This is a genomic window from Streptomyces sp. NPDC044921, from assembly GCF_056432865.1.
The window spans coordinates 1-12,306 of the sequence record NZ_JBWKIF010000001.1; the positions used below are offsets into that span (position 1 = coordinate 1).

Sequence of the window (12,306 nt, forward strand, 5' to 3'; positions counted from 1 at the left end):
GTTGATAGGCCGGATCTGGAAGCCAGGTAACTGGTGGAGGTGACCGGTACTAATAGGCCGAGGGCTTGTCCTCAGTTGCTCGCGTCCACTGTGTTGGTTCTGAAACCACGAACAGCCCCACGTGCCACACGTGGTGCGGCTGGACAGTTTCATAGTGTTTCGGTGGTTATAGCGTAGGGGAAACGCCCGGTTACATTCCGAACCCGGAAGCTAAGCCTTACAGCGCCGATGGTACTGCAGGGGGGACCCTGTGGGAGAGTAGGACGCCGCCGAACAATTATTCAAAAAGGCCCACACCTTATGGTGTGGGTCTTTTTGTGTTTTCACGACGGCTCCACCAGTTTCGTGTCGTACGCCAGGATGACCGCCTGAATGCGGTCACGGGAGCCGGTCTTCGCGAGGATCCGGCCCACGTGGGTTTTCACCGTGGATTCGGCGAGGTGCAGACGGGCCGCTATCTCGGTGTTCGTCCAGCCCTGGCCGATGACCGTGAGGATCTCCCGTTCCCGGTCCGTGAGGGAGGCCAGGCGGGGGTCCTCCTGGCGGGTCCTCTCCCTGGCCGGGTCCGTCGGCAGGTGGTGCACGTAGGCGTCCAGGAGGCGGCGGGTGAGGCTGGGGGCCACGACCGCGTCGCCCGTGGCGACCGCGCGGATGCCGGCCAGGAGTTCCTCCGGCTGGGCGTCCTTGACGAGGAAGCCGGAGGCGCCGGCGCGGAGACCGGCGTAGGCGTACTCGTCCAGGTCGAACGTCGTGACGATGAGGATGCGGGTGCGGTCGCCGGCCGCCGTGATGCGGCGGGTCGCCTCGATGCCGTCCAGCCCGGGCATGCGGATGTCCATGAGGACGACGTCGGGGTGGAGCTCGGCGGCCAGGCGGACGGCTTCGCTGCCGTTCGTCGCCTCGCCGACGACCGCCAGGTCGTCCTGGCTCTCCAGGAGCATGCGGGAGCCGAAGCGTTGCAGGGGCTGGTCGTCGGCGATGAGGACCGTGGTCACTGCGGGGTTTCCTCCGGGAGGTGTAGGCGGACGCGCCAGCCCCGCTCCGGGTGGGGGCGGGGGCCGGCCTCAAGTGTGCCGCCGTAGAGGGCGGTTCGCTCGCGCATTCCCGGTAGTCCGCGGCCTCCGCCCGGGGCGGCCGCCGGGCCGCCCCGGCCCGTGTCCGTGATGGTGACGGTGACGGCGGCCTTGTCGCCGTAGTCCACGTCTATCTCCGCTGTCGTGCCGGGGCCGGCGTGCTTCAGGGTGTTGGTGAGCGCTTCCTGGACGACGCGGTAGACGGTGAGCTGGCGGCCCGGGGGGAGGGTGGGGGTGCCCCGGGCCGTGGTGCGTACGGGCAGGCCTGCGGAGCGGACGCCGGCGAGGAGGGGGGCCAGGTCCGTGAGACCGGGCTGGGGGGTCAGGTCGGCCCGCTCCTTCTCCTCCTCGCGCAGGACGTCCAGGAGCCGGCGCAGTTCGGTGAGGGCCTGGCGGCTGGTCGTGGCGATGGCGTCGAGGGCCTGCGCGGCGCGTTCGGGGGACTTGCCGGCCGCGTACCGGCCGCCGTCGGCCAGGCCGGTGATGACGGAGAGGTTGTGGCCGATGATGTCGTGCATCTCGCGGGCGATGCGGGCGCGTTCGGCGGCGGTGGCCAGCTGGGCCTGCTGGTCGCGTTCGGTCTCCAGGCGGCGGGCGCGGTCCTCCAGGGCCTCGGTGTAGGTGCGGCGGGTGCGGACCGTGACGCCGATGAGGGCGGCCACCGTGAGGGACATCAGCTGCGAGCCGATCTGCTGGTCCCAGCTGCCTTCGCCGTGCCGGAGCACCGAGACGAGGACCGGTGCCAAAAGCAGGGCGGTGGCCCACCACAGGTGGCGCAGGGGACGGCGCAGGGCCAGGTGGTAGACGAGGACCAGCTGGAGCAGGGAGGCCTGGAGGGCGGCGCCGGTCCAGGCGTTGGCGAGGGCCAGGGGCGTCATGGCGGCCAGGACCGTCCCCGGGTGGCTGCGGCGCCAGAGCAGGGGGAGCGAGAAGCCGAGGCTGAGGGTGAGGAGGAGCCAGCCGGGGACGTCCTGGCGGTGGGCGTTGTGCTGCCAGCCGCCGCCGATGTAGTCGATCAGGGCGGCCGTCATCCAGAAACCGGCGAAGTGCAGGTCCCACAGCAGCGGATGGCGGCGGTCGAAGGCGCGCACCCGGCGGGTGAGGCGGTGGGCGTACTCGGTGAGGGGCTCCGGTGCCCGGTCTTCCGTCGTCACGGGGTCCATGGTGCGGGTTGCCGGGGCCGGGTGTCAGACGTCCCGGCGGCGCAGGACCCACGCGGCCAGGGCCAGGGTCGTCGCCGTCCACAGCAGCATGGCGAGCAGGGCGCCGCCCGGGGAGGCCGTGCCGGGCTGGGGCTGGGCTGTGGTGAGGGCTTCCAGGGCCTTGCCCGGGAAGTAGCGGACGGCGCTGTCGACGGCGTCGTAGGGGAGCATCGCGAGGACCTCCGGGAGGATCATGATCAGGCCGATGTAGGCGCCGATGGCCGTCGGGACCGAGCGCAGGAGGGCGCCGAGGGCGAGGGCGAGGACGGCGAGGAGGGTGAGGCCGGCCGCGTTGCCCGCGAGGGCCCGCAGGACGCCGGGGTCGCCGAGGGAGGCGGACAGGTCGGTGCCGGTGAGGAAGGACTGGGCGAGCGGGAAGGTCAGGAGGTTCGTCGCCAGGGTGAGGGGGAGGGCGACCGCGGTCAGGACGGCGGCCTTGGACCACAGGACGGGCAGGCGGCGCGGGACCGCGGTCAGGGTGGCGCGGATCTGGCCGGTGGAGTACTCGCCCGCTGTGGCCAGGATGCCCAGCACGCCGAGGTTGATCGTGGCGAACTGGGTGCCGAGCAGGGCGAACACGACGGGGTCCATGCCGCCTTCGCCGGAGCCGTCGTAGGCGGCGCCCAGGCCCGCGCCCATCGCGGCGGTCAGCAGGCTCGTGACGGCGAGGTTGATCCAGGTGGAGCGCAGGGTCCGGAGCTTGTGCCACTCGGAGCGCAGGACGCGGGCGGGTGTCACGCGGTAGGGGAGGGTCGCCGTGGTCATGCCGCTGCTCCTTCGAGGGTCGCCGGGTATTCCAGCGCGTCGCGGGTGAGGTCCATGAACGCCTCCTCCAGGGAGGCGGCGTTGGGGGTGAGTCCGTACAGGGGGATGCCGTGGGCGGCTGCCGTGTCGCCGATGTGCCGGGCGTCGGTGCCGCGGACCTGGAGGGTGCCGGGGGTGTCGGTGGTGATGTCGACGCCGGGGGCGGAGAGGAGGCGCGCGAGGGCGGTGGCCTGCGGGGTGACGACCTTGGTGGTGCCGGCGCCGGAGTCGCGGACGAAGTCGGTGACCGTGGTGTCGGCGAGGAGGCGGCCGCGGCCGATGATGACGAGGTGCTCGGCGGTGAGGGCCGTCTCGCTCATCAGGTGCGAGGAGACGAAGACCGTGCGGCCCTCCGCGGCCAGGGACTTGAGCAGGGTGCGGATCCACAGCACGCCCTCCGGGTCGAGGCCGTTGACCGGCTCGTCGAGGAGGAGGACGGCCGGGTCGCCGAGGAGGGCGGCGGCGATGCCCAGGCGCTGTCCCATGCCGAGGGAGAAGCCCTTGACGCGGCGGTGGGCCACGTCGGTCAGGCCGGTGAGGCCCAGCACGTGCTCGACCCGGGAGCCGGGGATGCCGTGGGTGTGGGCCAGGGCGCGCAGGTGGTGGTAGGCGGTGCGGCCGGGGTGGACCGAGCGGGCCTCCAGCAGGGCGCCGACCTCGGTGAGGGGCGCGGGGTGGGCGGCGTAGGAGCGGCCGTTCACGGTGGCGTGGCCGCGGGTGGGGGCGTCCAGGCCCAGGAGCATGCGCATGGTCGTGGACTTGCCTGCGCCGTTGGGGCCGAGGAAGCCGGTGACGGTGCCGGGGCGGACGGTGAAGGACAGGTCCGTGACGACCGTCCGGTCGCCGTAGCGTTTGGTCAGTTCGTGTGCGGTCAGCATGGTTCGATGCTCGTGGGCGCGGGGGCGGCGGGCGTCGGACCGGGGTGGTCATCGGGGTGAGGGCTGTCGTACCCGGGTACTACGGTGGCCCGCATGAGCTATGTGATCCGGTCCGTCCGTGCCGACGAGTGGCCCGCGGCGAGGGAGTTGCGGCTGGCGGCGCTGCGGGATCCGGTGGCGCACCTGGCCTTCCTGGAGACGTACGAGGAGGCCGTGGCCCGGCCGGATGCCTTCTGGCGGGAGCGGACGGCCGGTGCCGCCGAGGGGGCGGACGCGCGGCAGCAGATCATCGCCGAGGCGCCGGACGGGCGGTGGGTGGCGACGGTGACCGTGCTCGTGGAGGAGCCCGGGACGACCGACTGGGCCGGGTTTCCGGTGGAGCGGAAGCAGGGGCATCTGGTCGGCGTGTTCGTGCGGCCCGAGGAGCGCGGGAGCGGGCTGACCGAGGTGCTGTTCGACGCGGCCCTGGAGTGGTCGTGGGGGCGCGGGCTGGAGCGGGTGCGGCTCATCGTGCACGAGGAGAACGGACGCGCGCAGCGGTTCTACCGGCGGGTGGGGTTCGTGCCGAGCGGGGTGACCGTGCCGCTGGGGGACTCCGGGGAGCGGGAGCTGGAGTTCGTGTTGGAGCGGGGCCCGGTGGCGGGGTCGTTCTCAGACCGGTAGTTCGTCGTGCGGCCAGCGGGCGCGGCCCTGCTCGCGGGAGCGGAGCAGGGCCAGGGTCGGCAGGCCCCGCTCGGCTCCGGTGGCCAGCAGCTCCGGGAGCTGGGGCAGCGGGGCCACGGCCGCGACGTCGTCGAGGACGAGGGTCAGTGGTGGGTCGAGGCGACCGGAGGATGACCGTTCGGCCATGCGCCGGCCGCGCTCGACCACGCTGGAGACGAGGGCCGTCAGGAAGGGCATCGCGCCCGGGTTGGTCCTGGGGTCCTCGATGGATTCACCGACCACATAAAGCGTGCCCCCTTCGTGGACGAAGGAATCCAAGGCGAGGGCATCAGTTCGGTTGGGAGTGCAGGCCTCGCGGATGTTGACCGTGGAGAGCGCGGCCAGGGCACGAGTGGTCAGCTGCTGGGCGACGTCCCGCCGTTCCGGGTGGGCGGTGAGGGCGCCTTCGAGTTCGCCCGCCGAGCCGGGGGCGGCCTTGGGGCTGGTGCGCAGGATGCGGACGGCGTCCTGGATCTGGGTGCCCTGGGACCAGCGGTGGACGTGGCGGATGGTGCGGCCGTCGATGGCGGCGGCGTGCAGGTAGCTCCGCAGCAGGGTGGTGGCCGTGTCGGTGACGGCCTGGTCGAGTTTGGCGGTGGGGCGTACGGGGGTGAGCAGGGCGGTGGCTCTCGCCGCCGCGGTCCGTGGGTCCTCGCAGCCGGTGGTGGGGGACCAGTGGAGGCGGGAGGGGGTGTTGCAGAGGTGGGCGGGGTCGTAGAGGTGGGTGGGGCCCAGCTTGGAGCGGGGGTCCTTCGTCTCCTGCCAGAGGGCGGGGTTGGAGGTGACGACCAGGGCGGGGCCCTCCGCGTCGCGTACGGCCTGGGCCGCGGTGGTCTGGCGGGCTTCCCGTGGGGCCACGAGGATTTTCTCCCACCCGCCCCCGCGCCCTTGGCCGAACAGGGAGGCCGGGGTCGCGGGCGTGGCCGCCGGGGTGGGGGCCAGGGGGGCGGTCGGCTCCAGGAGGTGGGTGGGCTCGGGGGCGGCGCGGCGGGGGGTGGGGACGTCGTGCGGGGCCGGGGCGGGGGCGGTGGGCGGCAGCGGTGGGGCGGACCGGGCCGTGGTGGGGACGTCGTGCTGCGCTGCGTCTGGCGCCGGATGCCGGGCTGGGGCGGGGGTGTTGTGCTGAGCTGGGCCCGGGGGCGCTTGCTGGGCCGTGGTGGGGATGTCGTGCTGGGTTGCGGCCGGCGCCGGATGCTGGGCTGGGGCGTCGTGCCGCACCGGGCCGGGCGTCGCCTGCCGGGCCGGTGCCCCGTGCCGGCCCTCCGCCGCCGTCGCCGCCCCCAGGCGGCGCCTCGCCCGGACCGCCCGCCACCTGGCCAGCGTGCCCATCACGAACACCGCCAGGACGACCAGGATCATCAGCTGGCCGATGAACAGGCCCCAGAACAGGCCGTAGCCGGAGAGGTCGCCGGGGGGTGTGCCGGGCCAGGCGCCGGGGATGTCGTGCGGCTGGGCGACGAGGTGGCGCATGGCCAGGGGCGTGCGGACGAAGGTGACGCCGGACGGCCAGGAACCGTGCGCGAACAGGCCGGCCAGGCCCGTGGCCGTCCACGCCAGCAGGGTCATGCCGAGGAGGAACGCGAGTATGCCGACGAGCAGGCCGTCGGGGATGCCTCCCTGGGAGTCCCGCTGGGTGCGGTGGTCGTCCGGTCTCACGCGTGCCTCCCCTGCGCCTACGCCACCGTCGATTCGGAATCGCCGATGTGGTGCTCCACGAAGGCGGCGGCCCGTGCCTCCGCCTCGCGCTCGGCGGCGTGCAGGGCGTCGTCCGCGTGGTCGATGGAGGACTCCGTCATCGCCCGGTCGGTGAAGACCAGCGGGCGTTCGGTCTCCGTGACCAGGTGTTTGACGACCTGGACGTTGCCGTTGACGTCCCAGACGGCGATGCCGGGGGTGAGGGTCGGGATGATCTCGACGGCCCAGCGGGGCAGGCCGAGGACGCGGCCGGTGGCTCTGGCCTCGTCGGCCTTCTGGGCGTAGATCGTCCTGGTCGAGGCCATCTTGAGGATCGCCGCCGCCTCCTTGGCCGCCGCGCCGTCGACGACGTCGGACAGGTGGTGGACGACCGCGACGAAGGACAGGCCCAGGCGGCGGCCGAACTTCAGCAGGCGCTGGAACAGCTGCGCCACGAAGGGGCTGTTGATGATGTGCCAGGCCTCCTCGACCAGGAAGATGCGCTTCTTCCGGTCGGGGCGGATCCAGGTGTGCTCCAGCCACACGCCGACGATCGCCATGAGGATGGGCATGGCGATGGAGTTGCGGTCGATGTGGGAAAGGTCGAAGACGATCAGCGGCGCGTCCAGGTCGATGCCGACCGTGGTGGGGCCGTCGAACATGCCCCGCAGGTCACCGTCGACGAGCCGGTCCAGGACGAGCGCGACGTCCAGGCCCCAGGCGCGGACGTCGTCTATGGCGACGTTCATGGCCTCGGCGGACTTCGGCTCGGGGTGGCGCAGTTGCTCCACGATGTCGGACAGCACGGGCTGGCGGTCGACGATCGTCTCGTTGACGTAGGCGTGCGCGACCTTCAGGGCGAAGCCGGAGCGCTCGTCCAGGCCGTGGCCCATCGCGACCTCGATGATCGTGCGGAGCAGCGCCAGCTGGCCCGTCGTGGTGATCGCGGGGTCGAGCGGGTTGAGGCGGATGCCCATGTCCAGGGCGGCCATGGGGTCCAGGCGGATGGGAGTTATCCCCAGTTCCTGCGCGATGAGGTTCCACTCGCCGACGCCGTCCTCGCCCTGGGCGTCCAGGACGACGACCTGGCGGTCGCGGAAGCGGAGCTGGCGCAGGACGTACGTCTTCTCCAGCGCCGACTTGCCGTTGCCGGACTCCCCGAGGACCAGCCAGTGGGGGGCGGGGAGCTGCTGGCCGTAGAGCTGGAAGGGGTCGTAGATGTAGCCCTTTCCGGAGTACACCTCGCGGCCGATGATGACGCCGGAGTCGCCGAGGCCGGGGGCGGCGGTCGGGAGGTAGACCGCCTGGGCCTGGCCCGTGGACGTGCGCACCGGGAGCCGGGTCGTCTCGACCTTCCCGAAGAGGAAGGACGTGAAGGCCTCGGTGAGGACGGACAGCGGATCCCGCATGAGGTCCTACCTCCGGATGCCGGTGGCGAAGGGAAGGGTGTTGACGAAGGCGCGGTGGTGCTCGCGGTCGCACCATTCCAGCTTGAGGTACGACTTTCCGGCCGAGGCCCTTATCGTGCGCTTGTCGCGGGCGAGGGCGTCGGGGGAGCGGGAGCTGACGGTGATGTAGCCGACGAGGTTGACGCCGGCGGCGCCGCTGGCGAGGTCCTCGCCGCGCTGGTCGAGCCGGGAGTGGGCGGCGACGTCGCGCGGGTCGACCGTGCGGTTCATCTTGGCGGCGCGGGACGCCTCGGCCGCGTCGTTGGTCTTCTCGGTGAGCATGCGCTCGATGGCGACCTCGGTGGGTTCCAGGTCCATGGTGACGGCGACCGTGCGGATGACGTCCGGGGTGTGGACGAGCAGCGGGGCGAGGAAGTTGACGCCGACGGGGGTCATCGGCCACTCCTTCACCCAGGCGGTGGCGTGGCACCAGGGGGCGCGGGTGGAGGACTCGCGGGTCTTGGCCTGGAGGTAGGTGGGCTCCATGGCGTCCAGCTCGGCCGGCCAGGCGTTGCGCTTGGTCATCGCCTGGATGTGGTCGATCGGGTGGTCAGGGTCGTACATGGAGTGGATCAGCGAGGACAGCCGGCTCTGGCCGAGCGGCTGGCGGACGCGGATGTCGGCCTCCTGCAGGCGCGAGCAGATGTCGGTGAGCTCGCGCGCCATGACGACGGCGAGCCCGGCGTCGCGGTCGACCTTGCCGCCGTGCGCGCGGGCGGCCCGGGCCATGGCGTTGGCCTCGGCGGCGAGGTCGCGGGTGTAGTGCATGCAGGCGACGAGGTAGGCGCGGTGCTGCTCGCTGCTGGTCGACACCATGGACTGGAGCTGCTCGTAGGACTCCTGCAGCCACGGCGGGGCCTTGTCGTCGCCGCGGACGGCGACGTCCTTGGCGTGGGCGTCCGGGTCGGCCGGGAGGGTGCGGGCCAGCATCTGCAGGCGGGTGACGAAGCCGTCGCCGTTGGCCACGTGCTTGAGCAGCGTGCCGAAGCGGTCGACCAGGGCCTCCTGGTCCTCGCTGTCGCGCAGGCCGACGCCGGGGCCCTCGATCTCGATGGCGGCGGTGACGGTCTTGCGGTCGGCGTGCAGCAGGACGGCGATCTCGTCGGGCCCGAAGGGGGCGGAGAGCCAGGTGATGCGGCCGATGCCCGGGGGCGGGCCGACCTCGACCTCGCGTCCGTCGAGGCGGGTGCCGGCCTCGACGGCGGTGGAGCGGTAGGCGGCGCCCCGCTTGAGGGTGCGCTTGTAGCTGCGGTTGATCTCGAACCACTTGTAGAACGTGCGGTGCTTGTACGGCACGTAGACCGCGGCCAGCGCCAGCATCGGGAACCCGGCGAGCAGCACGATGCGCAGGGACAGCACCGGGACGAGGAGCCCGCACATCATGCCGAGGAACGCGCCCACGACGATCAGGGCGATCTCGCCGGTCTCGCGGTTGCGGCCGATGATCGCGTTCGGCCGGGCGCGGCCGATCAGATACGTACGGCGGGGCGTGACCGGATGGGACACGTGGGACTCGGTCGTCAACGCCCTTCACCTCCCGAGCGGTTGGTACTGCTGTTGCGGGTGCTGCTGGCGTGGGGAGTGTTGACGGGGCTGCTCGAACGGGGAGCCGGTGCGGCGGAGGGGACAGGTCCGCCGCCGCCGTTCGAGGTGCGCGCGCTGTGCGCGGCGACCCCGCCGGATGCGGGGTTGCTGGGGCGGGGGGCGGACGACTGGCCGCCTCCGCCGTTGTGGTCGGCGCGGGTGCTGTGCGTCTTGATGCCCTGCGCGACCAGGGACGCCGGGGAGCTGATGACGGCCGCGGCCTTGCTCTCGGCGCCCTGCATGATGCGGTTGTTGCGGGAACCGGCGATCTCGTCGCCGAAGCCGGGGACGAAGCGGTAGATCATCGCGCTGGCGAAGATGGCGAGCAGGATGATGGCGAGGCCGGAGACGACGGCGGAGAAGGCGTCGGGGCCGTCGTCGGCGGAGAGCGCGCCGGCGAGGCCGAGCACGATCACGATGACGGGCTTGACGAGGATCACCGCGATCATGATGCCCGCCCAGCGGCGGACGTGGCCCCAGAGGTTCTTGTCGACGAGGCCGGCGTAGACGACGGTGCCGAGGAGGGCGCCGACGTAGAGCAGGGCCGCACGGATGACGAGTTCCAGCCAGAGGACTCCGGCGGCGAGGATGCTGACCAGGGAGACGACGATCAGCATGATCGGGCCGCCGCCGATGTCCTCGCCCTTCTTCAGGGCCTCGGAGAAGGTGCCGAAGAAGGCGTCGGTCTGGTCGCCGGTGGCCTTGGCGAGGACCTCGGTGATGCCGTCGGTGGCGGAGACGACGGTGTAGAGGATCAGGGGCGTGAAGGCGGAGGCGAGGACGGTCAGCCAGAGGAACCCGATGGCCTCGGACAGGGCGGTGGTCAGGGGCACGCCGCGGACGGCCCGCTTGGCGACGGCCAGGAGCCACAGCAGGAGCGTGAGGATCGTCGAGGCGGCGAAGACGACGGCGTACTGCTGGAGGAACCTGGGGTTCGTGAAGTCGACGTTCGCCGTCTCCTTCACGGCGTCGCTGAGCTTGCCGACGGTCCACGCGGCGGCGTCGGCACAGCCCTTGGCGAGGGAGGAGAGGGGGTCGAGGGTGGAGGTGGGGTCGAGGCGATCGGCGCCGCCGCCTCCGCCGCTTCCGGTGTCGCCCTCGCAGATCTCCCTGGCCCTGCCGGAGAGCAGGGAGCAGTTGTCGTTGCTGGGCGAGGGGGAGGGTGTGGGCGTGGGGGCCGCGACCGCCCTGGTGGCGAACAGGACCATGGCCGTGTGTACGGCGGCGAGGGTTGCCACGACCTTCGCTCCGCGGCGCGGGCTACCGGGCATACGTGAACCCTCCGAACTCCTCGACGGCCTTCGAGATGACGTCCGACGGCGACACCTTGTTGTCGCCGTTGACCGGCGCCGGGCCTTCCTTCTGGGAGAAGCTGTCGACCTTCCAGTCGCCGTCGGTCCAGCGCATCTGCAGGGTCATCGTGAACCAGTCGTTGGTGACCGGGTTCTGCGAGCTCACTCCCGTCATCCCGTACACGCCCGTGCACCAGACCTCGACGGTGGCGGTCCCGCCCGAGAAGTCGGTCGTCTTGGTGCCGACCGGCATGGTGCGCGACACGTACGTGCTGCCCTTCGGTGCCTCGCCGTTTTCGTCCAGGCCGACCTTGTCGAGGAACGCCTTGTCGTACACCCGGTCGAGGTCCTTCTCCAGTGCGGCGACCCTGCCGGCGTCGAACACCTGACGGACGATCTCCGGCCGCCTCGCGGGCTTGAGGATGTCGGCCGAGACCAGCACCACCGCGTAGTTCGCCGCCGCGCTCTCCGCCCCCTGCTGGTCATGCGCGAAACCGGAGGGGATGGCGCCCAACTTCGTCCGTACCGGGCGTTCCCCCGTGGGGGCCGTCGGCGCCGTTTCGGGTTTGTCGGCGCTGTCACCCCCGGAGGACGAGTCACCGCCTCCCCGGTTCGCGAAGGCGATCGCCGCGATCAGGAGGACCACCACTCCCACCACCGTGACCAGGCTGCGGGACGAGGAGCGCGGGGAGCGGCGGGGGGCGCCGTAGGGGTCCGTGGCGGGGTCGGGGAGGCGGGTGCGGGTCTGGCCCGTGCCGCCGTAGCCGCCGGAGGTGTCACGCTCGTCACCGAGACTCATGCCGCGTACGCCCCCTCGACGTCGTACGGATACACGTGCTCCTCGTACGACGGTAGCCGTGCTGGTTCCCGCGCGGGCGCGGTGTGGTGACTCGACATCAGGGAAACGCAACCTCAGCCGGTGGGCACGACGGGCGGGTGGGATGGAGGGGGAGCCGGGCGTGTCCGGCCGGGGCGGACGGTGCCCGGCCTACACGGCCATGCCGTACACGATGGTGAACAGCGTGCCGAGGGAGCCGATGATGAAGACTCCCGTGAGGCCCGCGATGATGAGGCCCTTGCCCTGTTCCGCGCTGAAGGTGTCCCGCAGGGCCGTGGCACCGATGCGCTGCTTGGCGGCGCCCCAGATGGCGATGCCGAGGCAGATCAGGATGGCGACCGCCATCACCACCTCGATCATCACCTTGGCCTCGTTGCCCAGGCTGCCGAAGGGGCCCCAGTCCGGAGCGATCCCGCCGATGATGGTGTTGATGTCTCCCTTGTCGGCCGCAAAGAGCATGTAAGTCACCGCCCCTGTTGGGTAGTTCCGCATCCTCTGCGGTCGTGCAGAGGTCAGGCCTCATTCTCGCCGACAATGACGCTGTCGCATGTCGACTTGGCGTCATTGATTGGCGGGTTTCGTACGAATACCTTGCCACCGTTCCGCTCCGGAGCCTAAGGGGAGGCGCCGGACGGTGTACGAAGGATCGTATGGTCACTCTGTGTATCACGGCAGGTCACGCCGGGCAATGAGGCCTGAGCGAAACCTGGAGTGCGGTTCCGTCGTTGTGCCCTCCTGCGACCTTTCTCACCTTCCCGGACGGTTCCTGACGGCTGGTCGGGTGAGTGGTCGCGCCGTTGTTCTCCGGGTG

The 12,306-nt window shown here is 71.6% G+C and carries 11 protein-coding genes and 1 rRNA gene; 2 read left to right on the forward strand and 10 right to left on the reverse strand.

Features of this window, described 5'->3' with window-relative positions; all coding sequences use genetic code 11:
• The first annotated feature begins 158 nt into the window (after positions 1-158).
• Positions 159-275 (forward strand): 5S ribosomal RNA (rrf, locus tag AC07DA_RS00005).
• A gap of 48 nt (positions 276-323) precedes the next feature.
• Here rrf and AC07DA_RS00010 read toward each other — a convergent pair.
• Genes AC07DA_RS00010 through AC07DA_RS00025 form a run of 4 tightly spaced genes read right to left on the reverse strand, consistent with a single transcriptional unit; the run spans position 324 to position 3,957 of the window.
• Positions 324-995: a response regulator gene (locus tag AC07DA_RS00010; RefSeq protein WP_479123039.1), complete on the reverse strand. Its 672-nt coding sequence runs from the start codon at positions 993-995 to the stop codon at positions 324-326.
• Positions 992-2,236 carry a sensor histidine kinase gene (locus AC07DA_RS00015; RefSeq protein WP_479123041.1) on the reverse strand — a complete coding sequence of 415 codons (1,245 nt, stop codon included), beginning with the start codon at positions 2,234-2,236 and terminating at the stop codon, positions 992-994. Before AC07DA_RS00015 ends, AC07DA_RS00010 begins: the two co-directional genes overlap by 4 nt.
• 24 nt (positions 2,237-2,260) lie before the next feature.
• Positions 2,261-3,040 (reverse strand): ABC-2 transporter permease, encoded by a 780-nt coding sequence (locus tag AC07DA_RS00020; protein WP_479123043.1) that lies wholly within the window; start codon positions 3,038-3,040, stop codon positions 2,261-2,263.
• Positions 3,037-3,957: an ATP-binding cassette domain-containing protein gene (locus AC07DA_RS00025; RefSeq protein ID WP_479123045.1), complete on the reverse strand. Its 921-nt coding sequence runs from the start codon at positions 3,955-3,957 to the stop codon at positions 3,037-3,039. Before AC07DA_RS00025 ends, AC07DA_RS00020 begins: the two co-directional genes overlap by 4 nt.
• A 93-nt stretch (positions 3,958-4,050) precedes the next feature.
• Here AC07DA_RS00025 and AC07DA_RS00030 point away from each other — a divergent pair, with 93 nt between their 5' ends.
• On the forward strand, positions 4,051-4,620 hold the full coding sequence (locus AC07DA_RS00030) for a GNAT family N-acetyltransferase (RefSeq protein WP_479123047.1): 570 nt from the start codon (positions 4,051-4,053) through the stop codon (positions 4,618-4,620).
• Here AC07DA_RS00030 and AC07DA_RS00035 read toward each other — a convergent pair.
• The 6 genes from AC07DA_RS00035 to AC07DA_RS00060 form a co-directional block, all read right to left on the reverse strand.
• Positions 4,609-6,315 (reverse strand): type IV secretory system conjugative DNA transfer family protein, encoded by a 1,707-nt coding sequence (locus AC07DA_RS00035; RefSeq protein ID WP_479123049.1) that lies wholly within the window; start codon positions 6,313-6,315, stop codon positions 4,609-4,611. The two genes, AC07DA_RS00030 and AC07DA_RS00035, sit on opposite strands and share 12 nt — an antisense overlap.
• 17 nt (positions 6,316-6,332) lie before the next feature.
• A complete protein-coding gene (locus AC07DA_RS00040; RefSeq protein ID WP_479123051.1) occupies positions 6,333-7,742 on the reverse strand; it encodes an ATP-binding protein in 1,410 nt (469 codons plus the stop codon).
• 6 nt (positions 7,743-7,748) lie between these two features.
• On the reverse strand, positions 7,749-9,305 hold the full coding sequence (locus tag AC07DA_RS00045; protein ID WP_479123053.1) for an SCO6880 family protein: 1,557 nt from the start codon (positions 9,303-9,305) through the stop codon (positions 7,749-7,751).
• Positions 9,302-10,636, reverse strand: coding sequence for a hypothetical protein (locus AC07DA_RS00050; RefSeq protein ID WP_479123055.1), 1,335 nt, complete (start codon positions 10,634-10,636; stop codon positions 9,302-9,304). The genes AC07DA_RS00045 and AC07DA_RS00050 overlap by 4 nt, the downstream gene beginning before the upstream one ends.
• Positions 10,626-11,456, reverse strand: coding sequence for a DUF8175 domain-containg protein (locus AC07DA_RS00055; RefSeq protein ID WP_479123057.1), 831 nt, complete (start codon positions 11,454-11,456; stop codon positions 10,626-10,628). Before AC07DA_RS00055 ends, AC07DA_RS00050 begins: the two co-directional genes overlap by 11 nt.
• Before the next feature lie 189 nt (positions 11,457-11,645).
• On the reverse strand, positions 11,646-11,954 hold the full coding sequence (locus AC07DA_RS00060; protein WP_004000049.1) for a hypothetical protein: 309 nt from the start codon (positions 11,952-11,954) through the stop codon (positions 11,646-11,648).
• Positions 11,955-12,306: the final 352 nt, after the last annotated feature.